Here is a 25008-nt window from a genome sequence, read left to right as displayed (position 1 = left end):
GGGGCTTTTTATCATCCTCAACTTTAGTGCCCGATTGTGCTTGAAGACCTCAAACCCCAGCCCGAACGCCTCTATGGCCGCCAACGTGGCCATCCCCTCCGCCCACGCCAGCAACGCTTGCTCGATGAGGCCCTCCCGCGTGTTCATTTCCGCAATATGGCTGCCCCGTTGGAAGGCTTCGGCAAGCCTGTCTCTCAACTCTTCTTAGAGATTGGCTTTGGTGGTGGTGAGCATGCTTATGACCAAGCCGCTCGCAACCCAAAGGCTGGCTATATCGCAGCGGAAGTGTTTGATAATGGCGTGTGCTCCCTCCTCTCGCGCATCATCCCAGAGGGGGAAGAAGCCACAGCCTTAGGGCCGGATAATCTACGCCTCTGGGCAGAAGATGGCCGCCAATTATTAAAAGGCCTGCCCGATTCCTGCTTAGACCGCGCCTATCTCATGTTTCCCGACCCGTGGCCTAAAGCCCGCCATGCGAAGCGGCGTTTCATCCATCCAGAGAATCTGCGCCATATGGCTCGGCTGCTTAAACCCGGTGCGCCGTGGCGTGTCGCAAGTGACCACCCTGTCTATCAAGACTGGGTCACAGAAGTGATGAGCCAGCAAACGCTCTTTGAGGCCCCACCGCCCGCCTTAGAACGCCCCGCAGATTGGTCCCCCACACGCTATGAGGCCAAAGCCTTCCGTGAAGGGCGGCAGCCTTTTTACTGGACCTTTACACGCAAAGGGTGAGATACCTTCTCTGACCACTCTTTATGTTCCCTGTAAGCAGTAGGAGTCCCCTCATGTCACAGACCCAAAGCGATAACACAACCGCTATAGAGCGGGAGGAAATGGCCTTTGATGTCGTCATCGTGGGGGGCGGGCCTGCCGGACTCACTGCCGCTATTCGCCTCCGTCAACAACAGCCAGAACTTTCAGTCTGCTTGTTGGAGAAAGGCAGCGAAATTGGCGCGCATATTGTCTCCGGTGCTGTGCTAGAGCCTAGCGCGTTGACAGAGCTTTTCCCAGATTGGCCGGAGCGCGGTGCCCCACTTCACACACCTGTCCGAGATGAGAAGCTCCTCTTTCTGACAAAAAAAACCGCCATCCCCATCCCAGCTCTCCATCTCCTCATGCCGCAAATGAATAATCGGGGGAATTACATCATCTCCCTCGGCGCATTCTGCCGTTGGCTCGGGGAGCAAGCCGAGGCTCTGGGGGTGGAAATCTATCCCGGCTTCTCTGGCGCAGATTTGTTTATTGAGGATGGCAAAGTTTGCGGCGTTATCACTGGGGATATGGGCGTCAACCGCCAAGGTAAGCCAAAGCCTGACTACACACCGGGGATGATTCTCCGCGCGAAACAAACCATTCTGGCAGAAGGAGCCAGAGGTTCGCTCAGCAAAAAAGCCATGGCCCGCTTTGACCTCCGCAAAAATGCCGACCCGCAGACCTTTGGCCTAGGGATTAAGGAAGTATGGGAGATTCCTGCGGAGAATCATCGCCCCGGCTTTGTGCAGCATAGCTTTGGCTGGCCGCTTGATACCCACACTTATGGCGGGGCCTTCCTCTATCATTTCGGGGAAAATCTGGTGTCTTACGGCTTCATCACCGCGCTAGATTACCGCAACCCATGGCTCTCCCCTTTTGAGGAAATGCAGCGCACCAAGCAACACCCCGCCTTTAAGAAACATTTTGAGGGTGGACGGCGCATCATGTACGGGGCGCGGGCTATCTCCGAAGGGGGATTACAATCCCTCCCCCATCCTATCTTCCCCGGTGGGGTTTTGACAGGCGATTGCGCGGGCTTCCTCAATATGCCCAAGATTAAAGGCATTCACACAGCTATGAGGTCCGGCATGATTGCCGCAGATGCGGTGCTAGAGGCCATCCAAACTGAGCAAACTGAGGCCAGCACCTACATGCGTGCCCTAAAGGCCTCACGGTTATGGAAAGAACTCTCCGCTGCACGCAATATTCGACCAGCTTTCTCTCATTGGGGGATGCTCGGCGGAGCTGCCTATAGCGGGATTGATAGCATGATCTTCCGTGGGCGCGCCCCTTGGACCTTGCATCACCGTCATGCTGATAACCACACCCTCCTCCCTGCTGATAAAGCCCCCAAAATCGACTACCCCAAAGCCGATGGTAAGCTAACCTTCACCCGGGCCGAGTCCGTCTTTCTCAGCAATATCAGCCATGATGATGACCAACCTGTGCATCTACATGTAGGCGATATGCAAACGTGGAAAGAGGTTAATCTTGCGCGCTTTGCCGCCCCAGAAAGCCGCTATTGCCCTGCCGGTGTGTATGAAACCAATGAGGCAGAGGAGCTTGTTATCAATGCTCAAAACTGCGTGCATTGCAAAAGCTGCGACATTAAGGACCCGGGGCAAGATATTAACTGGTGTACGCCAGAAGGCGGTAGCGGGCCAAATTATCCTTCTGGGATGTGACTTTCAGGATAAAAGCAGATAACCTAACCCCAGTTTCATTTTAAGCTGCGACAGCAACAAAGGATGACCATGAAGGTTCTTGTCCCCGTCAAACGGGTTGTTGATTACAACATCAAGCCACGCGTTGCCGCAGATGGCCGTGGTGTCGAAACGCAGGGCGTGAAAATGTCCATGAATCCCTTCGATGAAATCGCACTGGAGGAAGCCCTCCGCCTGCGAGAGAAGGGCCATGCTAGTGAGGTCATCGCGGTGACCATCGGCCCGCAAGTGGCTCAGGATGTCCTCAGGACCGCCATGGCCATGGGGGCAGACCGTGCCATCCTCATCAGCACCGATGTAGATTGTGAGCCGCGCGTGGTCGCTAATCTCCTCAAAGCCGTTGTGGAGAAAGAGCAGCCGGGCCTTATCTCCATGGGCAAGCAAGCCATTGATGATGATATGAACGCCACTGGCCAGATGCTCGCAGCCAAGCTTGGCTGGCCGCAAGGGACATTCGCCAGTCAGATTGACATTGCCGATGGCCACGCCACCGTTACGCGGGAAGTTGACGGCGGGACGGAGACCCTTGCCCTCACCCTACCTGCGGTCATCACAGCGGACCTCCGCCTTAATGAGCCACGCTATGCCTCCCTGCCTAACATTATGAAGGCGCGTAAAAAGCCACTGGAGACGCTTGAAGCAGCCTCCTTAGGCGTTGACCTGACACCCCATCTCACGGTGGTAAAGGTCGCTGAGCCGCCCCAACGCACAGCGGGCATCATTGTCGAAACCGTGGATGAGCTGGTCCAGAAGCTCAAGACAGAAGCGAAGGTAATCTGATGACCGCACTTGTTCTGATCGAAATCGAGAACGGCAAGGTCCGTCAGGCTTCCCGTTCTGCCATTGCCGCTGCCTCCCGCTTTGGTGAGGTTGATGCGCTGCTCCTTGGGGACGCTGGAGCGGAAGCTGCCAGCACATTGGCTGGTGTACGCAAAGTTCTGCATGTTCCCGCTCTCACCCATGCCCTCGCCGAGCCTACGGCAGCTCTGTTAGCCACATTGGCCCCCTCTTACAGCCATATTCTTGCGGCATCATCCTCCAGCGGGAAGAATATCCTCCCCCGTCTAGCAGGGTTGTTGGATGTTCAACCTATCTCTGACGTGGTGAAGATTGAGGATGAGAGTACATTCATCCGGCCTATCTATGCGGGCAATGCCCTCGCCACTGTGCAATCCAGCGATAGCGTCAAAATCCTGACCATTCGCTCCTCCAGTTTTGACCCTGTGGCTGAGACCGGCGGCAATGCAAGCCTTGAGGTGCTAGACGCCCCTGCTGATGAAGGCAAAAGCCGCTTCGTGAAGTTGGAACAAAGCCAGTCCGACCGCCCAGAGCTAGAGGTCGCCCGTGTGGTCATCTCTGGTGGTAAGGGCCTTAAAGATGCCTCTAACTTCCATAATTTATTAGAGCCGATTGCCGATAAATTAGGGGCCGCTATTGGGGCCTCCCGCGCGGCGGTGGATTCTGGCTTTGCCCCCAATGAGATGCAGGTGGGCCAAACGGGTAAAGTGGTTGCGCCAGAGCTTTACATCGCTACGGGCCTCTCTGGGGCTATTCAACATCTTGCTGGGATGAAAGATAGCCGCGTGATTGTTGCCATCAATATCGACCCAGAGGCTCCCATCTTCAAAGTGGCGGATTACGGCATGGTAGGGGACCTCTTTGAGATTCTACCTGCTCTTACCAAAGCTCTGTAAGCTCTATCGCGCCTCTTTTAGACGCCCACTTTCTCTTTCGTGAGAGGGTGGGTGTTCTTTTAGCAAGAGCTTGAGCAATCATTTCTTTATTTTTCTGCAAAAACCGCGAGGCTCCCCCTTGCACCCCTGTTAGAGGCGGGGTAGGTATAACCCCACAAATCGGAGTGTAGCTCAGCCTGGTAGAGCACTGTGTTCGGGACGCAGGGGCCGGAGGTTCGAATCCTCTCACTCCGACCATTTTCCTAAAAAATAATAATGTTAGGGGCCTTCAATGATGAAGCGCGCAATCTTCTCTCTTTTCGCTACCAGCATGCTTATTGGCATGGCTGCTCCTGCCATGGCAGAGCCGGGCGGCTGCATCAAATACGGTGCCGCTGGGGCTGTAGCGGGCCATGTTGCCCATAAGCATGCTGTGGCTGGGGCTGTTGGCGGCTGTGTTGTGGGGATGTATCAGCGGCATAAATACCGCAAATCCATCGCGGAGAAAGCCGCTCTTTGGGATAAGGAACATCCTGTAGAGAGCAAGCAAAATGGCAGCGGCTGGTGGCAGAAAAACAACTCCGCCGCAGCTAAAGCGCAAAAAGCCCAATGGTACGATGCTGAGCATGCTAATGGGGATGCCCAAGCCGCCCATTAAGGCTAAGCGTATATCGCTTATGAGAAACCCGGCTTTTTAGCCGGGTTTTTTGTGTCAGGGTTGGAAGCCTTTCATCGCCTGCCGCGCTAAATGCTCCAAAAGCGTGATAGCCTCTGGCGCGTCATTCAAACAGGGGATGAAAGCGAACTCCTCTCCTCCTGCCTCCAAGAACTCCTCACGCACCTCCCGGCCAATTTCATCCAGCGTTTCGATGCAATCCGCCATAAAGCCGGGCATGATGACGGCAATCTTTGTAATGCCTTGTTTGGGTAAGGCCGCGATATAAGGGGCCGTATAAGGTTGGAGCCATTCCATCGGCCCAAAGCGGGATTGGAAGGTCAAAGGAACCTCCTCATCCTTCAACCCTAATGAGGCAGCCAAGGCTTTGGTCGTGCGGGCACATTCCTCTTGATACGGGTCGCCCTTCTCCACAAAGGCTTTTGGCAGGCCGTGATAAGACGTCACAAGCCGTTGCGGTGTAAAGGATAGCCCTGCATAAACACGCCTCACCGAAGCGGCTAACGCCTCAATAAACTGTGGATGGTCAGGAAAAGACGGTACCGTCAACACCGAAGGTTGCCGCCGCAAGCGCATCAAAGCCCGAAAGAGCTGGTCATTCGCTGTTGCTGTCGTGGTGGCGGAATATTGCGGATAAAGCGGGATATTGATGATGCGGTCACACCCTTGGTCCAGCAACTCCTCCAAGGCCTGCTTTACGGAGGGCTGGCCATAGCGCATCCCCCATGCCACCGGAATCCCCTCCGGGGCGAGGCGTTCAGCCAAGCCTTCTGCCTGCTTACGGGTAAAGACACGCAGAGGGGAGGCATCCTCCTCCTTATCCCAGATGCGGGCATAATTCGCCCCACTCGCAAAGGGCCTACGCGACAACACCAGCGTGTTAAGGATGGGCTGCCAGATAAGGGGATGAGATTCGATCACCCGGCGGTCTGAAAGAAACTCCTTCAGATAACGGCGGACGGAACGATAACCCGTATCATCTGGCGTACCCAGATTCACGAGAAGAACACCAACCCGCCCCCCGGAGGGAACAGGCGTGCGCGGAGGGGTATAAGTAAAATAAGACATAGCCCCTCCACTATGGGGACGACATCCTTTTTTGGAAAGAGGATTTCACCCCAGCATTGCGATAAGCACCATCTATTAAACCACCCGTAATTAGGATGGCTCTTCTGGGCGGGGAGCTGGCTTCCAAAGTGGGGAGTCCTTGCCAATCAAATGCTGCTCATGCAGGCTCTCGGCAATTTGTACAGCATTAAGGGCCGCCCCCTTACGGAGATTATCCGACACACACCAAAAGGCCAGACCATGCTTTACAGTCGGGTCAATCCGCAGGCGGGAGATGTAGGTATCATCCTCACCCACACATTCGATTGGGGTGACGTAGCCACCATCTTCACGCTCATCACGCAAAATCACACCAGGGGCTTTCCGCAACGCCGCGCGGGCTTTCTCTAAATCCACCGGCTTACGACATTCAATGCTAATCGCCTCAGAGTGACCAATAAAGACCGGCACGCGCACGCATGTGGCAAGGACCTTGATGTCCGGGTCCAGAATCTTACGAGTCTCGACCGCCATCTTCCATTCTTCCTTGGTGGAGCCATCCTCCATAAAGCGATCAATATGCGGGATGAGGTTAAAGGCAATCTGCTTTGTAAATTGTGCAATGGTGGGCGCATCATTCACAAAGCTGCCTTTTGTCTGGCTAAACAGCTCATCCATGCCGGACTTCCCTGCCCCAGAGACAGCCTGATAGGTCGAGACCACCACACGCTCAATGCTGAACAAATCATGCAGTGGCTTCAACGCCACCATCATCTGAGCGGTAGAGCAGTTAGGGTTAGCGATAATGCCTTTACGCGCCTTCTTTAAAGCACTGGCATTGACCTCCGGCACAACGAGGGGGATACCCGGCTCCATACGGAAATGGGATGTATTATCCACGACCAAACATTTTGCCGCCGCAGCCTTAGGCGCGTATTTGGCCGATACAGCCCCGCCGGGGGAAAAGAGCGCAATATCCCACCCTGTGAAATCGAACGTCTCGAGATTCTGAACCTTCAGAACCGTCTTGTCTCCAAAGGAGACCTCCCGCCCTGCCGAGCGAGCAGAGGCGAGGGCTACAATCTCATCAACTGGGAACTGACGCTCCGCCAATGTTTTGAGGATCTCACGCCCAACAGCCCCCGTAGCCCCAACAACAGCAACTCTATACCCCATCGTCTCACTCTCCTCTTATCAGCAAAGGGTATGCCTTTGCCTTCATCTCCGCCTCAACGGCCTCTTACAAACCAACTTATTTTACGAAACCAACCGCTTCCAAAAAGCAGAGACACGATGCCGTAAAAGCTCATACTGGGCGCGTTTATCCCGTGCCATGTAATTCAACTGAATTGTATAGCGCGGCCCTATATAAGGGCGATGCCCGTGCCATGTATCCGGCCCATTGGGGAAAATAACCAACGTCCCCCCAACAGGTGGAATCTCACTTACATAATCCTCCACATCATCCGGCCCATTCAAAAAGCGTAAACACCCGCCCTGATGCGCCCAATCCTGTGTAGGGTCATTAAGATAAAGAAGAATTGTCACCCGCTTAGAGGCACTATCACGATGAATCCGGCCATCTTTAGCGCGCGTTTGCCCGCGCATTGTCACCATGCTTGGGGCGGTTTGCACATCTAGGCCAAATCTCTCCGCCACAATGGCTTTTAAACGCGGCCCAGCGAACTCCTCCATCATGCTCTTTAGCTCTGGATGGAGCGACAAAGCCGCTAAGGGGTAAGACCCACCGGCTTTTATCTCTGGCAATAACGACACTGCCCGCATAAGAGACGGCCCTGCCAAAAAATCCGGCACCACAAGATGCGGGCACGGCTTATGCTGGAGGCGTGCTTGCTGCACAGCCTCATAATTGAGAGAAATAGCACTCATAATAGAAAGCAAGCTACCCCTCCCCGGCAAGGCAAGCAAGCCATCATTCTCGCTCATGCCCTTCACATCAAAGAGAAGATTTTGCCTTCATCGCAGGATGCGTTAAAAATACACCCCAGCGAGGCGAAAAGGAACCATGCCATCATGACGGGCTCACCGAACCATCACCATGCCATTAATGGCGAGAACATCGCTTATCTCGGCGAGCTATACACCCAATGGATGGAGGACCCGACCTCTGTCCATCCTGATTATGATGCGCTTTTTACCACCATGGGCAACCCCGCTTCGGAGGACGAGGCCGCTTTGCCCTCCTCGCCTTCCTCCGAGGCAGAATTGCGTGATGAGCGACTTAAAAAAGCTTTCCGCCTTTGTGGTCATCTCCATGCCGAGCTAGACCCGCTCGGCCTACGCCCTGCCCGCCCGCATGATGCCCTCACCCCCGATAGCCACACCGACCCTGCCTTACTAGCTCATCTAAAACGCGCTTATTGCGGGCCGATTGGGGCAGAGTTTATGCACCTCCATGATAGCCAGCAACGGCAATGGTGGATCGACCGTTTAGAGACTCATCCCTCAACAGCTCTCCCCCTCTCCCAAGAGCGCATCCTCAGCTTGCTCACCCGTGCGGAAGGGTTTGAGACCTTTTGCCAACAACGCTTCACCGGGATGCGCCGCTTTGGGTTAGAGGGAGGAGAGAGCCTCATTGTCGCGCTGCAAGCCCTGCTCAATGAGGCAGCACGCGATGATGTACGCTCCATCTCCCTAGGGATGCCTCATCGCGGGCGGCTGAATGTCATGGCCAATATCCTGCGTAAACCCTATGCCGCTATCTTTAGCGAGTTCGCAGGCAAGGCCTTCTACCCAGAGGGTATCCGTGTCTCTGGTGATGTGAAATATCATCTTGGCACCACAACCACCATCCGTCAGGGCCGTCACGAAATCCGCATCTCCCTGCTGCCCAACCCCTCCCATTTGGAGGCTGTGGATCCTGTCGTGCTAGGCCGCGTCCGTGCGGACCAAGATAAAGATAAAGACGAAACCCGCCAGAAGCATCTTGGGATTCTCGTCCATGGGGATGCCGCCTTTGCGGGGCAAGGTGTTGTGTATGAAACACTCCAACTCTCCCGCTTAGAAGGGTATCGCACGGGTGGGACAGTGCATATCATCGTCAATAACCAAGTTGGGTTTACCACCAGCCCAGAGGCCGCTCATTCTGGCTTATGGAACACCGATGTCGCCAAAACCGTGCAGGCCCCTATTCTGCATGTTAATGGTGATAATCCCGAAGCTGTGGCCCGTTGTGCGGCTTTAGCGCATGAATGGCGCAAGACCTTCGCCAGCGATATTGTGGTGGACATCATCAGCTATCGCCGTCATGGCCATAATGAGACGGATGACCCCGCTTTTACACAACCTGCGATGGTGCAAACGATCAGCCAGCATCCCACCTTACGCACCCTCTATGCCAAGAAGGTCCTCGCGGAGACGAACATCCACCCTGCCGAGATTGATGCGTTATGGGAGGATGTGCAGGCTCAACTTCATCGTGCTTTTGAGGAAGCCGACACTTACCAGCCAGACCCAACCGATTGGCTTGATTATAGCCCACAAGACCCCACCCGTTTGCTCGACACGCCCGAGCGTATCCAGCCCATGACGGGCGTGCCCCTTCCCCGTCTGCAACAAGTGGGGGAGGCCCTAACGACTGTCCCCACCACATTTAACATTCATCCCCGCCTTGCCCGGCAACTTAAAGCACGGCAGGCCACCTTAGCCGAGGGCGGGCCAGTCGATTGGGCCACGGCAGAAGCCCTCGCTTTTGGTACGCTGGCTTTAGATGGCCACGCAGTGCGCCTCTCTGGGCAGGATTGTGGCCGTGGGACCTTTAGCCAACGCCATGCCGTGCTGACAGACCAACATACGGGCCATCATTATACGCCACTAGCTCATATCGCCCCGCGCCAAGCCCCTGTGAATGTATGGAACTCCCCTCTCTCCGAATATGGCGTGATGGGGTTTGAATATGGTTATTCCCTCGGCAATCCTGATGCGTTGGTGCTGTGGGAAGGGCAATTTGGCGACTTCGCCAATGGTGCACAAATTATCATCGACCAATTCCTCTCCGCAGGGGAGACAAAATGGCTGCGTACCTCAGGCCTTACCCTGCTCTTGCCACATGGTTATGAGGGGGCCGGGCCAGAACATTCCTCTGCGCGGCCAGAGCGTTTTCTCCAGCTTTGTGCGGAGAATAATATGCGCGTCTGTATGCCCTCCAGCCCAGCAAGCTTCTTCCACCTCTTGCGGCGGCAAATTGCCCGCCGTTGCCGTAAGCCTTTGGTGGTGTTCAGCCCCAAATCGCTCCTCCGCCATAAGCTGGCTGTCTCACCGCTTAGCGATATGGGGCCGCATACACGCTTCCTCCCCATTCTGGCAGATGCCACCTGCCCCGGTGGGGCCAAACGAGTCGTGCTATGTAGCGGGAAGGTGTATTACGACCTTCTACAAAAACGCGATGAGATGGATCTGTCCCATTGCGCCATCATTCGGTTGGAGCAGCTTTACCCCTTCCCTCACCATGCGTTAGCTGAAGAGCTTGGCCATCACCCAGAGGCGCAAGAGGTCATCTGGTGCCAAGAAGAGCCAGAAAATGGCGGGGCATGGCACTTTGTGGACCGGCGTATTGAAGCCTGCTTGCATGATGTCGGCCATCGCTGCACCCGTCCGCTTTATGCGGGCCGCAAGGCCTCTGCCTCTCCCGCTACGGGGCTTGCGAGTATTCATCAAGCTGAGCAAGAGGCCCTCGTCCAGCACGCTCTAGGGCTGCACTCCCCCACGCCAACCATCGACTAATCCCTCTTTTCACAACGCAAAGATACATATCATGCCTACAAACACACCCATCACCAGCCAGCTTAACTCCCTCCGCACCGGGCCAGATGAACGCGGGCATTTCGGGATTCATGGGGGGCGTTTTGTCGCAGAAACCCTCATGCCCCTCATGCTAGAGTTGGAAAAAGCCTATGCTCACGCCAAAACAGACCCGGCCTTCCAAAACGAGTTAGATTATTACCTCCGCCATTATGTTGGCCGCCCTAGCCCGCTCTGGCACGCTAAACGGCTGAGCGAGACACTCGGCGGCGCGCAGATTTACCTCAAGCGGGAGGAGCTAAACCATACAGGCTCCCACAAGCTCAATAATGTGATGGGCCAGATTCTCCTTGCCCGCCGTATGGGCAAAACCCGCATTGTGGCAGAGACCGGGGCTGGGCAACATGGTGTGGCCACAGCCACTGTCTGCGCCCTCTTTGGGTTGGAATGTGAAATCTATATGGGTGCCACCGATGTAGAACGGCAAAAACCCAATGTCTTTCGCATGCATCTACTGGGGGCTAAAGTCCACCCCGTTACAGCCGGGGCCGGCACCTTAAAAGACGCTATGAATGAAGCCATGCGCGATTGGGTGGCTAATGTAGCGAACACTTACTTCCTTGTCGGCACGGTCGCGGGGCCTCATCCTTATCCGGCCATGGTGAGGGACTTCCAATCCGTCATCGGGACAGAAGCGCGTGAGCAAATACAGGAGCAAACAGGCCGTCTGCCCGATGCTGTTATCGCTGCCATTGGGGGCGGGTCTAACGCGATGGGGATTTTCCATCCCTTCCTTGATGATGCAGAGGTCCCCCTTTATGGCGTGGAGGCCGCAGGCCTGGGGCTAGATAGCGGCAAAACAGCGGCCTCTATCGCCCGCGGTACGCCCGGTGTGCTGCATGGCAACCGTACCTATTTACTACAAGATGATCACGGGCAAATTACAGAAGCCCACTCCATCAGCGCGGGGCTGGATTATCCGGGCATCGGGCCAGAACATTCATGGCTTCATGATATTGGCCGGGTGAACTACGTCAGTGCTACAGACCAGCAAGCTCTGGAGGCCTTCCAAACCCTTACAAAGCTGGAGGGCATTATCCCCGCCTTAGAGAGTGCCCATGCGGTAGCCCATGCCATTGTCATGGCCCCCAAGATGGAGAAGAGCCAAACCATCATCGTTAATCTATCCGGCCGGGGGGATAAGGATGTTCCCACTGTTGCGGCCCATCTCGGCGTAAAATTGTAAGGAGAGCCATTATGAGCCGCATCAAAGCCTGTTTTGACCGCCTAAAAGCAGAAGGACGCGGGGCCTTACTCCCCTATCTAGAAGCGTTCGACCCTGATTACGAAACCTCCCTTGCCCTGCTGCGCCAAATGCCCGAAGCCGGGGCTGACCTCATCGAAGTTGGCGTGCCGTTCTCCGACCCTTCGGCAGATGGCCCAACCATCCAACTCGCCGCCCAACGTGGCCTTAAAGCTGGTGCGACTCTCAAGGGTGTGTTGGAGCTTATCCACCAATTCCGCCAAGGTGATGACCATACGCCTATTATTCTCATGGGCTATTACAATCCCATCAACCATTACGGGATAGAGCGTTTTTGCAAAGACGCGCGTCAAGCCGGTGTGGATGGGCTCATCATCGTAGATTTACCCCCTGAAGAAGTTGAGGAACTCGCCCCCTATGCCAAGGCGGAAGGGCTGGACATCATCACCCTCACGGCCCCTACAACACCTGATGAGCGGCTCAAAACCATTCTGAAAGACGCCAGCGGCTTTGTATATTATGTGAGCATCACCGGCATTACCGGCACGCGCAGTGCTACAGAGGAGCAGCTAAAGGCCGCGATGGCACGCCTCCGCGGCGCAACGGACCTCCCTATTGTGGCAGGCTTTGGCATCACCACGCCTGAGCAAGCCCGCACAGCCTCGCGCATTAGCAATGGGGCCGTTGTGGCCTCCGCCATTATCAAAGAGATGGCCGCCACCTATGATGAGCAAGGCCGCGCCACCGCAGCAAGCCTCCCCACCGCTTTGGAGAAAATCCGCTCCCTAGCAAAGGCCGTGCGGGGATAGGCCTGTAATTCATTCTCTTTCACATGAACGATTGAAGGTATAAGGAGCTTTAATTATGATTAGACAGATAGATATTTCAAATGTAGCAACATATCCTGAAAAAGGAATCAAAATAGAAAAATTAAAAAAAATAAATTACTTTTTTGGATATAATGGATGCGGGAAAACAACTATATCCCGCATCATTAATGATACTTCAAAATATGAAAAATGCAGCATTATATGGGAAAATAACACAAAAATAGATACCTTTGTATACAATAGTGATTTTGTGAAGAAAAATATTCATGAAAAAATGAAAGGTATATTTACAATAGGAGAAAATAATATAGATGTTCAACGTGAATTAGATAAAATATCAAGTTCAATTTCAGATCTTGAAATTAATTCCAAAAACCATAAAGAAGAAATTAACAAATACAAAACAAAAATGGAATTAATGCATGATAATTTTTCTAATGAGATGTGGAAATATAAAGAAGATAATTTTAAAAAATACAAAGATCTGTTGTATGGTTTCAATAAAAGTAAAAAGATTTTTTTACAAAAAATTATCGAAGAATATAAAAAAAATAAATCCTACAATACTAACAAAAAAGACTTCGATGCAAAATATAATATAATTTTTTCTGATATAGCAAAACAACATTCCCTTATTGATTTAACTAATATTACAGAAACTATCAAAAATATTCATACACATGAAGCCGATCCCATTCTAAGCCAAAGAATCGTAGGCAGAGATGATACAATTATCTCTCAGCTAATTAAGGAGGTAGGGAACTCTGACTGGGTTCATCAAGGGCTTAAATTCCTTGACAAATCAAAAGATAAATGTCCCTTCTGCCAACAACATATTGATCATGATCTACAAATAAAATTAAGAAAATTATTCGATAAAACCTACCATGAATCTCTCAGCAAAATAAATTTAATAAAAAAAGAATATAAAAAATTCCAAGAAAATATAAATAATTTTATAAACATTACATTAGATGAATTTGCATTATTACATGACATTCCTGAGATAGCAAAAAAAACTGAGGCAATATTATCCATAAAAGATGGTTTAGTTCTACGACTTGATTATAATTATAGGGTCTTAAATAAGAAATTTGAAAATCCAAGTGAAACTATATCCTATAGCGAAATAGAATCAAAACAAAATAGTTTAAGTATAAGCCCTACAAAAGACCTTTTAGAGAAGCTAATTAATGAAATTAAGACTTCAAATTCTCTTATAGAAGAACATAATCGCTTAATTGATAACAAAAACAAATACAGAGAAAGTCTTACAAAAGAAATATGGGCTCTTTTTCATTTAGAAAACAAAGAAGCCATAGAAAAATATATTTCAGAATATGAAAATCTTTCTCAAGAAGTCGATAAAATTAACAATAACCTTAAATCTATTTCTCATAAAATTAAAGAAAAGAATGATGAAAAATATTGTCTTGAAAAATCTCTTATTAGTGTCAAGCCAACTATAAAAAAAATAAATGACCTCTTGAAAGAGTATGGATTCACAAATTTTTTTCTAGAAAACATTAAAGGAACGAATGACTATACTATAGTCCGCCCTAATAAAGAAAAAGCCTATGATACCCTAAGTGAGGGTGAAAAATCTTTTGTCTCATTTCTGTATTTTTATTATCTATTAGAGGGAAGCACTAATGAGAAAGGTATAAATCAAGAAAAAATCGTCGTTATCGACGATCCCGTATCAAGTATGGATTTTAATATTTCATTCATAGTTAGTTCCATTATAAAAGAAATTATTAGAGACACTCAAAATAAAAACTCATATAATAAAAAAAATATAAAACAATTTTTTCTCCTTTCTCATAACGTATACTTCTTCAAAGAAATAACCCATAATTCTAAAGATAAGAAACATACATTTTGGGTAATAAAGAAGCATAACAATATCTCAGAAATATCATATCATGATCATAACCCCATTAAGACATCCTATAATTTATTATGGGATGAAATCCGTAACGCCCAACATAATCCGCAAGCACATTCCATTGCTATTCAGAATACATGCAGAAGGATACTAGAATATTATTTTACATTTATAGGCAATACAAGCCTTGGCAAATTACCTAACAAATTCCCACCTGATGAAAAAATAATCTGTTCGTCTCTTATAAATTGGGCTCATGACGGTTCGCACAATATACCGGATGGTATATATGCCGATACTAATAAAAACGGTGTTAAAATGTACCTGTCTATATTCGAAAGAATCTTCAAAGAAATGGGGCACAAAAGTCACTATGATATGATGATGAATCCTCAGTATGAAACGCCATAACATCCACAAAAAACCCCGGCCTGTAGGAAGGCCGGGGGCATCATGCTTTATCTATAACAAAGCGTGATGATATAAGCTTACTTCTTCAGCCAGCGGCCGATGGCGCAAAGGCCTGCTAGAGCAGCAACGATAATACCGCCCCAAAGCAGCGTATGGCCAACACATTGGCAACGGCCTTTAGGCTGCTTCAACTCGTTATTCAGCTCATTAAAAGCATGCTGTGCCTGACGTGCTTGCTCATGTGCTTTAGCTTTTAGCGCGTCTGTATCAACAGCATTCCCAGCCTTGTTAAGGGTCTGCTCTGCTTTTGTTTTAAGCGCATCGACATTAAGAGCGTCTGCCATGGGTTTCCCCTCCTTCAACACTGCTCCGCCCCTCTCTTAAAAGGAGCTGATAGACAGATTGAATCTTATAGTTCCGTCAGAAAAATACTGACATTTGGTAAACATAACACCCTCATCATAAAGAATAAGGGGGCCTGCCCTCATGGGAGAGTTCTTTTTTCTGCATATGTCGTGCTAAGGGCCGTGCCACTTCTGCCCCTCCCTAAAAGAAAGGCTTTTGCTACCCCCTGCAAAGCCCTATCATAAATATAATATTACAAACGTCCTCACTCTTAGGAGGCCCTGCGTGCCTACATCCTCCCCATCATCACGCACACTTCTTATCGAGGGTATGAGCTGCGCATCCTGCTCCGCACGGGTAGAGAAAGCCTTAAAAGCTGTACCGGGCGTAACGGATGCTCATGTAAATCTTGCAACACAGCAGGCTCAGATTACAGGCACAGCCTCTCAGGAGGCTCTCATCGGGGCCGTCAAGACTGTTGGGTTTGGGGCGGCACCGCTCATCCAACAAGAGGCGCATCGTACAATACAAGACCGCAAAACACATCGTGAGGCCCAAACGCGCGCGCTCCGACACGATTTATTACATGCGGTCATCCTTTGGTTGCTCATCTTATTTATGGGTATGGGTCACGGCTTTGGCTTTATCCCTGTAGGATGGCGGCCTTGGCTGCAATGGGTGTTTGCGACACTCGCCCTCATCGGGCCGGGGCGACAATTTTATCGGGCCGGTCTCCCCGCGCTGCTCCACCGCACCCCAACGATGAACACCCTCGTTGCCCTCGGTACGGGGGCAGCTTATCTTTATTCCAGCCTTGTTGTCTTTGCCTCTGCCCTATTACCCGCAGAAACACAGCATCTCTATTTTGATACTATTTTAGGCATCATCACGCTCGTCCTGCTTGGCCGTTTGTTAGAGGCCCGCGCGAAAGGCCGTACCTCCGCCGCGTTAGAAAAACTCATCTGCCTCCAACCCCAAGAGGCGCACCGCCTCCATAATGGAGGGGGGCATGATGTCCCCATCGCGCAGATAAAGCCGGGAGATCAGCTCCTCATCCGCCCCGGGGAACGCGTACCGCTGGATGGCGTCATTTTGGAAGGCAAAAGCCATCTTGATGAATCCATGCTGACAGGCGAGGCCCTCCCCACCCCACGCGGTGTGGGTGAGACCATCATTGGGGGGACGCTAAACCAAGAAGGCGCATTGACCATTCAGGCCACAGCCACGGGGGCTGATACTGTTCTGGCGCGCATCATCAGCATGGTGGAGCATGCACAGGGCAGCAAACTCCCTATTCAATCCTTAGTGGATAAGGTCATTCTCTGGTTTGTGCCCGTTATTATCGCCATTGCTGGGCTGACCTTCCTATTATGGCTCATCATAGGGCCTGCCCCCTCCTTTATCTATGCTCTTACCAACGCTATTGCCGTCCTCATTGCCGCTTGCCCTTGCGCGATGGGGCTTGCGACCCCTACGGCCATCATGGTGGCAACGGGTAAAGGCGCGGAGATAGGCATCCTCTTTCGCAAAGGCGAGGCCCTGCAATCCCTCGGCCATACACGCCTTGTTGCTTTTGATAAAACAGGCACCCTCACCAAAGGCCAACCTCATCTTACGGACATCTATCGCCTTGATGATACAATAACGGAGGAAGCACTCCTCGCCCTCGCTGCGGCTGTGGAGCGACATTCCGACCATCCTTTGGCCCGGGCGATTACCCAAGCCGCGGAGGAGCGAGCTGTAACGCTGCCGCCTGTTCGTTATGTCAGCACCCTCACCGGGTTGGGGATTGAAGCGCAAGATGAGGCAGGCCATCACATCCATCTTGGCAACCATGCTTATATGAAGTCACTCGGTCATTATTCTGCCGAGGCAAACCGCTTGGCTGACACGCTAAGCCAGAAGGGAACATCCCCCCTTTATATGACCTATAAAGGCCGCATCATCGCCTTAATGGCGATTGCCGACCCTATCCGCCCCTCTGCCGCCGCAGCCATCGCCGCGCTAAAGAACGCGCATATCCGCACCGTCATGATTACCGGGGATATTGAAGCCACAGCCCGTTCCATCGCCCAACAAGCGGGGATTGAAGATGTCATCGCGCATGTTATGCCAGAGGAGAAAGGTGCTACCATACAGACGCTACAAAAGCTGCATGGGCCGGTTGCCTTTGTGGGAGATGGCATTAACGATGCCCCCGCCCTCGCTTTAGCCGATACAGGGCTTGCCATCAGCCACGGAACAGACATCGCCATTGAGGCTGCTGACCTCGTCCTCACCCGCGATAGCCTGATGAGTGTCCCGGACGCCATCACGCTCTCACGCTCGACCATGAAGGTCATCCGGCAGAATCTCTTTTGGGCTTTTATTTACAATATCGTGCTTATTCCCCTCGCAGCCGGGGCTTTATATCCGCTGGCCCATATCATGCTCTCCCCAGCCTTCGCCGCGGGGGCCATGGCGTTCTCTAGCCTGTTTGTTCTTGGTAACGCTATCCGGCTCCGTTTCGCCCCACCCTTCTTGCCCGAACAGGCCCATAAATCCAAACGTAAAACCTTTGAAAAAGGGCCTCTTTAACGAGGCCCTTTTCCCTTACGCACTTGCTTTACGCGCTGGTGGAAAAAACCGCCGCAAGGGCATTGACCACAGGCGGGAGGTTCTGCTCATTCAGCCCGGCCATGCAGACACGGCCACTCCGCAGAATGTAAACGCCATATTCCTCGCGTAAACGGTCTGCTTGGGCGGGGGTTAGCTTCATCATGCTAAACATACCGCGCTGCGCCAAAAGATACTGGAAGTCCTGCCCCGGTAAACGGGTGGAAAGCTGGGTATGTAAGCTCTGGCGCATTGCGCGGATGCGCGCGCCCATAGCGGCGACTTCCTCCCGCCAGAGGCGAGCCAGCTCTTTATCATTCAGCACGATATTAACAAGCTGCGCCCCTCGGACTGGCGGGCTGGAATAATTACGCCGTACCGTTACCTTTAGCTGGCTTAGCACCCGCTCCGCCGTTTCTTCATCCTGACAGACGACCGACAAAGCCCCAATCCGGTCCCCATAAAGGGAAAACACTTTAGAGAATGAGTTGCTCAGCAAAAACGTCATCCCAGCTTTCACCATCGCCCGGGCGGCATACACATCTGCCTCTAACGTACTGCCCAACCCTTGATAAGCAAGGTCGAGGAAAGGGACTAACCGCCGCTCCTTCAACAAAGGAATCAGCACATCCCATTGGGCCTCGCTAAGGTCTGCACCGGTGGGGTTATGGCAACAAGGGTGCAACAAAACCACGTCCCCAGCCGGAATCTGCCGGATACATGCGCACATCGCCTCAAAATCCACCCCGCCTGTTTTAGGGTCGAAATAAGGATATTCATGCGTTGTAAAGCCCGCCCCAGCAAAGATGGCGATATGATTCTCCCATGTAGGGCGGCTCACCCATAGGTCAGCTTGGGGAAAATAACGATGCAAAAAATCCGCACCAATTTTTAACGCCCCAGAGCCGCCAAGAGTTTGGACTGTGGCAATACGCCCCGCTTTTACAGCCTCGCTCTCCTCACCGAACAACATATGTTGCACAGCCTGCCGATAAGAGGCGAGGCCCTCCATCGGGAGGTAAAGCTCCGGCTTATCCCATGTATTTGCCAACCTCTCATAGGCTTTACGGATGCAGGCTAATTGAGGGACCTGCCCCGCCTCATCATAATAAAGCCCAATGCTGAGATTGACCTTCTCCGCCCGCTTATCCCGCTTAAAATCTTCCACAAGAGAAAGAATCGGGTCTCCCGGCGATTGCTCAACAGAGTGAAACATAAGCGTGGCTCATCCTTTCTGTGCGTGTGTCTGCGTGCTGGCATTGCGCGGGCCTGTGGGGCCGTAATCATAATCAGCCACGGCTATGCCGAACCTCTTGAGAGCCTCTGGCGCGTCCATCTCTGGCAAAATCAGCTCAATAAACACAGCTTTATCGGCCTGCTCTGCTTGTTTGAGCGCATCCTCTAACTCACTCACACGCTCCACTACGAGGGAGAGAGCTTTATCCTCACGGTCGAAGGCATGAGGCAAAGCCGCATAACGCCAATTTGCAATATCGTTATACCGTGACCGCTCCCCAAGGATGAGACGCTCGATCGTATAACCCTTATTATTAAGCAAGAAGATGATTGGCTTCTGCCCATGACGGAGGATGGAAGAAAGCTCCTGCACTGTTAATTGAAAGGACCCATCCCCGATGAACAAAATATGCCGCCGTTCCGGGCTTCCCATATAAGAGCCAAATAAAGCGGGGAGTGTATAGCCAATCGCCCCCCATATGGGCTGGGCGATATAACGCGTCTTTTGGGGGAAGGCTGTCCCCAAAAGGGCAGTATTGCTTGTCCCGGCCTCACCAATAATCACGTCTCCTTCCCGCAAGAAGGCCGCCACACGGGGCCAAAGAGCCGCATGGGTGAGGGCATCATCCCCTTGCCCGGGTGCACTCGCTGCCCCTGTCGCAGGGCGCGCGGGCAATGTGCGTGTGCTAGGGAAGAGTTTTGCTAATAAAGCCTTCAACACCGCTGCCATCGGTGCAGCAGGGATAGACCGCCCAGCAAGACTTACCTCATGGGCTAGGATATTAATAAAAGCCTCTGGCCGAATCTTCTGCGTAAAAAAGCCCGTATTAATCTCGGTAAAGCGTAGCCCAAGGCCAATCACACAATCGGACTGACTGACAAGCTCCCTTATATCAGGACGACTCGCAGCCCCCACATACCCACCTAGATAATAAGGGGCGGTCTCATCCAACACAGCTTTGGCAGGGGCCGTGGCCACACAAGCAATGACGCCTCGTTCGGCTAAGTCGGCCACCAAGGAGGCCGTGCCGAAACGATCCACATCAGCATCAAGAATCATAACAGGATGACGCGCTGCGGCAAGGCGTGTGGCAATATGCTCAGCTGCGAGGGCCACTTGCTCCGCATCGCCTTGTGAATCCTCCAAGACAAGCGGTGCATCGGGCACCTCAATGCTTAAATGGGTAATGTCCGAAGGAAGTTGAAGATGGACAGGCCGCCGCTCCCGCCAACAGGCTTGGAGGACACGATCAATCTCCTCCACAGCATTAGCTGGGGTGAGGCGCGCTTGTGCGACTGTATATTCAGCCATGCAGCGGCCAATATTACCATAACCCCCATCAGCCAATGTGTGATGCAATAAGGCACGGCTTTCCACCGCATGCAGGGGGGGAATCCCCGTAATATGTACAAAAGGCACACGCTCTGCATAAGCCCCAGCGATGCCGCTAATGGCCCCAAGGTCCCCCACCCCAAGGGTGGTGACCAACCCACAAAGCCCTGCTGTGCGGGCATAGCCATCAGCCGCGTAAGCTGCGTTAAGCTCATTACAACTACCAACGAAGCTAACAGAGGGAGCCGCCTCTACCTGCTCTAGGAAGGAAAGATTAAAATCCCCTGGCACACCAAAAAGATGGCTAATGCCTGCCTCTGCCAAACGGCGAATGAGATAATCCCCTATCAACATACGCATGTCCGACTCCCCTCTCGTCTATTATCATCCGCACATTGTGCCTTCGCGGTCTTTATACCGTGTTTCATACGGCCCTGTATGCCTCTTTTCACAAACAAATGACTAACAAAACCGCCCTAAAAACGTAGAAATACACCTTGTGCAAAGAGAAAGCTGGCATCTTTTCCCAAGCCCGGATAAAGTCCCCCAGCCTTTATAGGCCCTAATGATGCACCATTGCTGGAGAGTGAACAGAATACCATGAGCTGGCTGACCGAACATGTCCGTCCCAAATTACGGAGCCTGCTACAAAGGGAGGTCCCAGATAACCTCTGGACCAACTGTGAATCTTGCTCGCAGATGATGCTCACTAAGGAGCTTACCCGCAAAAAGAAAGTCTGCCCCCATTGTGGGCACCATATGCGTGCCGGGGCGCATGAGCGTATGGCATGGACCTTTGATGACGGCCATTACACCACCATTGAGCTACCCTCCGTCCCTGCTGACCCGCTGCACTTTCGCGATTCCAAACGCTATACAGACCGCCTCAAAACGGCACGCTCTAAATCCAACTTGGAGGATTCCCTCCTTGTGGCACATGGCAAAATTGGCGGTCATGATGCCGTTGTTGCCGTCATGGCTTTTGAGTTCATGGCCGGGACGATGGGCAGCGCGTTAGGGGAGGCCTTCCTCGCAGCATGTCGCCTCGCTATCTTGCAAAAAGCCCCGCTCATCATCTTTACAGCCTCTGGTGGGGCGCGGATGCAGGAAGGGGTTGTCAGCCTCATGCAAATGCCCCGCACCACCATCGGGGTGGAGATGCTGCGCGAGGCCGGCTTGCCCTATCTTGTTGTCTTTACCAACCCCACAACAGGCGGGGTGTCGGCCTCCTTTGCCATGTTGGGAGACATCCATATTGCCGAGCCTAATGCGCTCATCGCCTTTGCAGGACCGCGTGTGATTCGGGATACAGTGCGTGAAGAGTTGCCTGAAGGCTTCCAACGCTCTGAATATCTCAAAGACCATGGGATGGTGGACCTTATCGCCACGCGTGATGAACTCCCCGCTCTTTTGGGACGACTCGTAGGGATGCTCAGCCCCACAAAAGACGCTCCCGCCCAAAAAGCATCCTAACATTCCATTGCCCCGGCCCTTTCCTGACTAAACGGCCGGGTATGACCCCTCCCCTTCTGAGAAACCCGGATAGGCGATTATGGCAACAAGCCCGCAAACCAACCTCCCCTCTGGTGAGTTCCACGGGCGGACGGGGGAGGTGGTGCGCCGCCTTCAAGAACTCCACCCCAAGCTCATCGATCTCTCCTTAGAGCGGCTAGAACGGCTACTCGCTCGCCTTGGCCACCCAGAGCAGCACTTACCCCCTACCATCCATGTCGCTGGGACAAATGGTAAGGGCAGCACATGCGCCAATCTCCGCGCCATTGCTGAAGCAGCAGGCTTAAAAGTGCATGTCATGACCAGCCCGCATCTCCTCAGCGTGACAGAGCGTTTTCGCCTTGCAGGGCAGCTTGTAACAGAAGATGACCTCATCGCGACTTTAGAGGAGATTGAACGGCTCAATGACGGGGCCCCCATCACCGTGTTTGAGGTCCTCACCGCAGCGGGGTTTTTGCTCTTCTCCCGTATCCCTGCGGACCTTCTCATCCTTGAAGTCGGCCTTGGCGGGCGGTTTGATGCAACAAATGTCATCCCCACAGCACGCGCTTGCATCATCACCTCTATCAGCCTCGACCATCAGGCCTTTTTAGGGGATGACCTCGCCGGTATCGCGCGGGAAAAAGCGGGGATTATCAAGCAAAATGTGCCTGTCTTTGTCGCACCACAGACTGATGCCGTCATGCAGGCCATCACAGACATCGCCACCGCCCATCAGGCCCCGCTCTATCGGTTAGGGCATGACATCACCCTCACAACGCAAAGTGATGGGCTGCTTTACCACGATGATAAAGGCACGCTCACACTACCCTATCCGGCCCTCCACGGCCCTCATCAATACGATAATGCCGCCTTAGCCATTGCCGCCCTGCGTCATGCGGGCCTTACGCTGCCGCAAAATGCTTTTGCGGGCATTGCCAAAACCACATGGCCCGCTCGCTTACAGCCCCTCCATGGGGCATTGCATCACGCCCTCCCAACCGGGTGGGACTTACTCCTTGATGGCGGGCATAATCCCGGCGCGGGAGAGGCTTTGGCAAAAGTCCTCCACCACTGGCAGGATCGCCCCCTCCATCTGATTGTCGGGCTAAAAGACAGCAAGGATGTTACGGGCTTTCTCCGCCCGCTCATCCCCTATGCAACCACACTCCAAGCCGTGGCAGAGCCGGGTCAGCATTTGGCTATGCCTGTCCCTACCATTCTTAACGCTGCCCGTGCTGCGGGGGGAGAGGCTATAGCAGGGCCTGATATTCGCACCGCCCTACACTATTTGCGGACCAACCATGCCCCCCCGCACAGCCCCCCGGCGCGTGTCCTCATTTGTGGTAGCTTATATCTCGCAGGCTGTGCCCTCGCCCTTGATGGTGCCACACCGCACTAACCCACCTGCCCCTCACTTTGCATCGTAAGACCCCTCTCATGAGCGACCAAAACCCTACTCCACAAACTAGCCCCACCACAGACCAAGGCGGGGAATTACAAAGCCTTTTACAGCGTGTCCCCCCTACCAATATGCAGGCAGAGCAAGCCCTCTTAGGGGCGATTCTGACCAATAACAAAGCCTATGAGAGCGTGTCGGACTTTCTCCACCCCTCTCATTTTGCTGATGCTGTCAATGCTCATCTTTATGAGCTTATCACTCGGCGTATTGAACGTAATGGCGGCAAAGGCGGGGTGGACATCATCACCATGCGCGGGGATTTTGAGGCCAGTGCCACCCTCGCTGCTGCGGGCGGGACGGAGTATGTTGCTAAGCTGCTCAATGCCATGGTGGGGATTGTCAATGCGCGCGATTATGGGAAGGTCATCCATGATTGCTGGGTGCGCCGCCAGCTCATTGGCATTGGGACGGATATTGTCAATAACGCCTTTGGGGCACGCCCTGACCTTGACGGACCAGAGCAAATCTCCGCCTCGGAGGAAGCCCTCTTTAATCTCGCAACCGATAAAGGCCAAGAAGGTGGCTTTCTCGTTTTCTCCCAAGCCCTAAAGAGCGCGCTGGAGATTGCCGACCAAGCCTATCGTCATACGGGCGATATTGTGGGCCTCACCTCCGGCTTACGCGATTTTGATAAAAAAACAGGCGGGTTGCACCCCTCCGATCTGCTCATCCTCGCTGGTCGGCCTGCTATGGGGAAAACGGCCCTTGCGACAAAAATCGCCTTCTCCGCCGCACGCGCACTGATGCAAGAGGCCCAAGACGAAGGGCTTGAGAGACCGCGCGGAAGTGTGGCTATTTTCTCCCTTGAAATGTCCTCCGAGCAATTAGCCACGCGTATCCTCTCCGAGCAAGCAGAAGTTTCGGGCGAGCGCATCCGCCGTGGCGATATTGGCTCGAAGGATTTTGACCGCTTTGTCCGTGTCGCAACGGAGCTACAACGCCTACCGCTGCATATTGACGATACACCGGCCATCTCCCTCTCCGCCATGCGGACGCGCTGCCGCCGCCTTGCGCGAACACACGGGCTAAGCCTTGTGGTGGTGGATTATCTCCAGCTCATGCGCCCTGCCATTGGGACACGGCCCGATAGCCGCGTGCTGGAAATCTCCATGATTACACAAGGGCTTAAAGCCATCGCAAAAGAGCTAGACGTCCCCGTGATTGCGCTCTCCCAGCTATCTCGCCAAGTGGAATCACGCGATGATAAACGCCCCATGCTCTCCGACCTGCGTGAATCAGGCTCGATTGAGCAAGATGCGGATGCGGTGATGTTTGTCTATCGTGAGGAATATTACCTCCAACAGCGCAAACCTAAAGATTCCACTTATTCCAGCCCGGAGAAGTACCAGCTTGCGCTTGAGGAATGGCAGCGCAAAATGTCGCTTGTCCATAATAAAGCTGAGCTTATTTTGGAGAAACAACGCCACGGCCCCACAGGCACCATCCCCCTCTATTTTGAAGGGGAGTTCACCCGCTTTGGGGATTTAGATAGCTTCCACGAATAACCACTGCCTCACAA

19 protein-coding genes and 1 tRNA gene are annotated in these 25008 nt (G+C 52.8%); 14 read left to right on the top strand and 6 right to left on the bottom strand.

What is annotated here, in order from left to right:
- Positions 1 to 36 precede the first annotated feature (36 nt).
- From GM557_RS01475 to GM557_RS01450, 6 genes are all read left to right on the top strand, one after another.
- A complete protein-coding gene (locus GM557_RS01475; protein WP_370513404.1) occupies positions 37 to 732 on the top strand; it encodes a tRNA (guanosine(46)-N(7))-methyltransferase TrmB in 696 nt (231 codons plus the stop codon).
- A gap of 53 nt (positions 733 to 785) precedes the next feature.
- Positions 786 to 2438, top strand: a complete 1653-nt coding sequence (locus tag GM557_RS01470) for an electron transfer flavoprotein-ubiquinone oxidoreductase (protein ID WP_155572664.1) — start codon at positions 786 to 788, stop codon at positions 2436 to 2438.
- A 69-nt stretch (positions 2439 to 2507) separates the two neighbouring features.
- Positions 2508 to 3257, top strand: coding sequence for an electron transfer flavoprotein subunit beta/FixA family protein (locus GM557_RS01465; RefSeq protein WP_155572663.1), 750 nt, complete (start codon positions 2508 to 2510; stop codon positions 3255 to 3257).
- Positions 3257 to 4171, top strand: coding sequence for an electron transfer flavoprotein subunit alpha/FixB family protein (locus GM557_RS01460; RefSeq protein ID WP_155572662.1), 915 nt, complete (start codon positions 3257 to 3259; stop codon positions 4169 to 4171). Before GM557_RS01465 ends, GM557_RS01460 begins: the two co-directional genes overlap by 1 nt.
- Positions 4172 to 4331: 160 nt before the next feature.
- Positions 4332 to 4408 (top strand) — tRNA-Pro (locus GM557_RS01455).
- A 37-nt stretch (positions 4409 to 4445) separates the two neighbouring features.
- The gene (locus GM557_RS01450; protein WP_155573438.1) at positions 4446 to 4808 is read left to right on the top strand and encodes a hypothetical protein; all 363 of its coding nucleotides are present in this window, start codon (positions 4446 to 4448) and stop codon (positions 4806 to 4808) included.
- 54 nt (positions 4809 to 4862) lie between these two features.
- On the opposite strand, the gene hemH is transcribed toward GM557_RS01450, so the two are convergent.
- The 3 genes from hemH to GM557_RS01435 all read right to left on the bottom strand — a co-directional run bounded on the left by hemH (position 4863) and on the right by GM557_RS01435 (position 7820).
- A complete protein-coding gene (gene hemH, locus GM557_RS01445) occupies positions 4863 to 5894 on the bottom strand; it encodes a ferrochelatase (protein WP_155572661.1) in 1032 nt (343 codons plus the stop codon).
- Positions 5895 to 5984: 90 nt separating this feature from the next.
- Positions 5985 to 7049: an aspartate-semialdehyde dehydrogenase gene (locus GM557_RS01440; RefSeq protein ID WP_155572660.1), complete on the bottom strand. Its 1065-nt coding sequence runs from the start codon at positions 7047 to 7049 to the stop codon at positions 5985 to 5987.
- Positions 7050 to 7130: 81 nt separating this feature from the next.
- Positions 7131 to 7820: a 2OG-Fe(II) oxygenase gene (locus GM557_RS01435; protein ID WP_230873221.1), complete on the bottom strand. Its 690-nt coding sequence runs from the start codon at positions 7818 to 7820 to the stop codon at positions 7131 to 7133.
- Between the two features lie 87 nt (positions 7821 to 7907).
- Between GM557_RS01435 and GM557_RS01430 the strand changes: the two genes are divergently transcribed.
- From GM557_RS01430 to GM557_RS01415, 4 genes are read left to right on the top strand one after another with little or no spacing between them, the layout of a single operon-like run.
- A complete protein-coding gene (locus GM557_RS01430) occupies positions 7908 to 10616 on the top strand; it encodes a 2-oxoglutarate dehydrogenase E1 component (protein ID WP_155572659.1) in 2709 nt (902 codons plus the stop codon).
- Positions 10617 to 10647: 31 nt separating this feature from the next.
- Complete coding sequence (trpB, locus tag GM557_RS01425) at positions 10648 to 11880, top strand: tryptophan synthase subunit beta (protein ID WP_099026443.1); 1233 nt, start codon at positions 10648 to 10650, stop codon at positions 11878 to 11880.
- Between the two features lie 11 nt (positions 11881 to 11891).
- The gene (trpA, locus tag GM557_RS01420; RefSeq protein WP_155572658.1) at positions 11892 to 12707 is read left to right on the top strand and encodes a tryptophan synthase subunit alpha; all 816 of its coding nucleotides are present in this window, start codon (positions 11892 to 11894) and stop codon (positions 12705 to 12707) included.
- 55 nt (positions 12708 to 12762) lie between these two features.
- Positions 12763 to 15027 (top strand): AAA family ATPase, encoded by a 2265-nt coding sequence (locus GM557_RS01415; protein WP_155572657.1) that lies wholly within the window; start codon positions 12763 to 12765, stop codon positions 15025 to 15027.
- 77 nt (positions 15028 to 15104) lie between these two features.
- On the opposite strand, the gene GM557_RS01410 is transcribed toward GM557_RS01415, so the two are convergent.
- A complete protein-coding gene (locus tag GM557_RS01410) occupies positions 15105 to 15371 on the bottom strand; it encodes a hypothetical protein (RefSeq protein WP_099026445.1) in 267 nt (88 codons plus the stop codon).
- Positions 15372 to 15657: 286 nt separating this feature from the next.
- Here GM557_RS01410 and GM557_RS01405 point away from each other — a divergent pair, with 286 nt between their 5' ends.
- Positions 15658 to 17949: a heavy metal translocating P-type ATPase gene (locus tag GM557_RS01405; RefSeq protein WP_370513403.1), complete on the top strand. Its 2292-nt coding sequence runs from the start codon at positions 15658 to 15660 to the stop codon at positions 17947 to 17949.
- A 28-nt stretch (positions 17950 to 17977) separates the two neighbouring features.
- Here the strand turns inward: GM557_RS01405 and GM557_RS01400 are convergent, their stop codons facing one another.
- On the bottom strand, positions 17978 to 19183 hold the full coding sequence (locus GM557_RS01400) for an amino acid aminotransferase (protein ID WP_155572656.1): 1206 nt from the start codon (positions 19181 to 19183) through the stop codon (positions 17978 to 17980).
- Between the two features lie 9 nt (positions 19184 to 19192).
- The gene (locus GM557_RS01395) at positions 19193 to 20896 is read right to left on the bottom strand and encodes an alpha-keto acid decarboxylase family protein (RefSeq protein WP_155572655.1); all 1704 of its coding nucleotides are present in this window, start codon (positions 20894 to 20896) and stop codon (positions 19193 to 19195) included.
- Between the two features lie 240 nt (positions 20897 to 21136).
- Between GM557_RS01395 and accD the strand changes: the two genes are divergently transcribed.
- From accD to GM557_RS01380, 3 genes are all read left to right on the top strand, one after another.
- Positions 21137 to 22009 carry an acetyl-CoA carboxylase, carboxyltransferase subunit beta gene (gene accD / locus GM557_RS01390; RefSeq protein WP_099026449.1) on the top strand — a complete coding sequence of 291 codons (873 nt, stop codon included), beginning with the start codon at positions 21137 to 21139 and terminating at the stop codon, positions 22007 to 22009.
- Positions 22010 to 22088: 79 nt separating this feature from the next.
- Positions 22089 to 23429, top strand: coding sequence for a folylpolyglutamate synthase/dihydrofolate synthase family protein (locus GM557_RS01385; RefSeq protein WP_155572654.1), 1341 nt, complete (start codon positions 22089 to 22091; stop codon positions 23427 to 23429).
- Between the two features lie 38 nt (positions 23430 to 23467).
- Positions 23468 to 24994 (top strand): replicative DNA helicase, encoded by a 1527-nt coding sequence (locus GM557_RS01380; protein WP_155572653.1) that lies wholly within the window; start codon positions 23468 to 23470, stop codon positions 24992 to 24994.
- Positions 24995 to 25008 lie beyond the last annotated feature (14 nt).

The organism is Bombella sp. ESL0385, assembly GCF_009725755.1.
Taxonomy (GTDB): Bacteria; Pseudomonadota; Alphaproteobacteria; order Acetobacterales; family Acetobacteraceae; genus Bombella; species Bombella pollinis.
The sequence above is the reverse complement of the archived record's forward strand: the minus strand, read 5'-3'. Positions and strand labels throughout refer to the sequence as shown.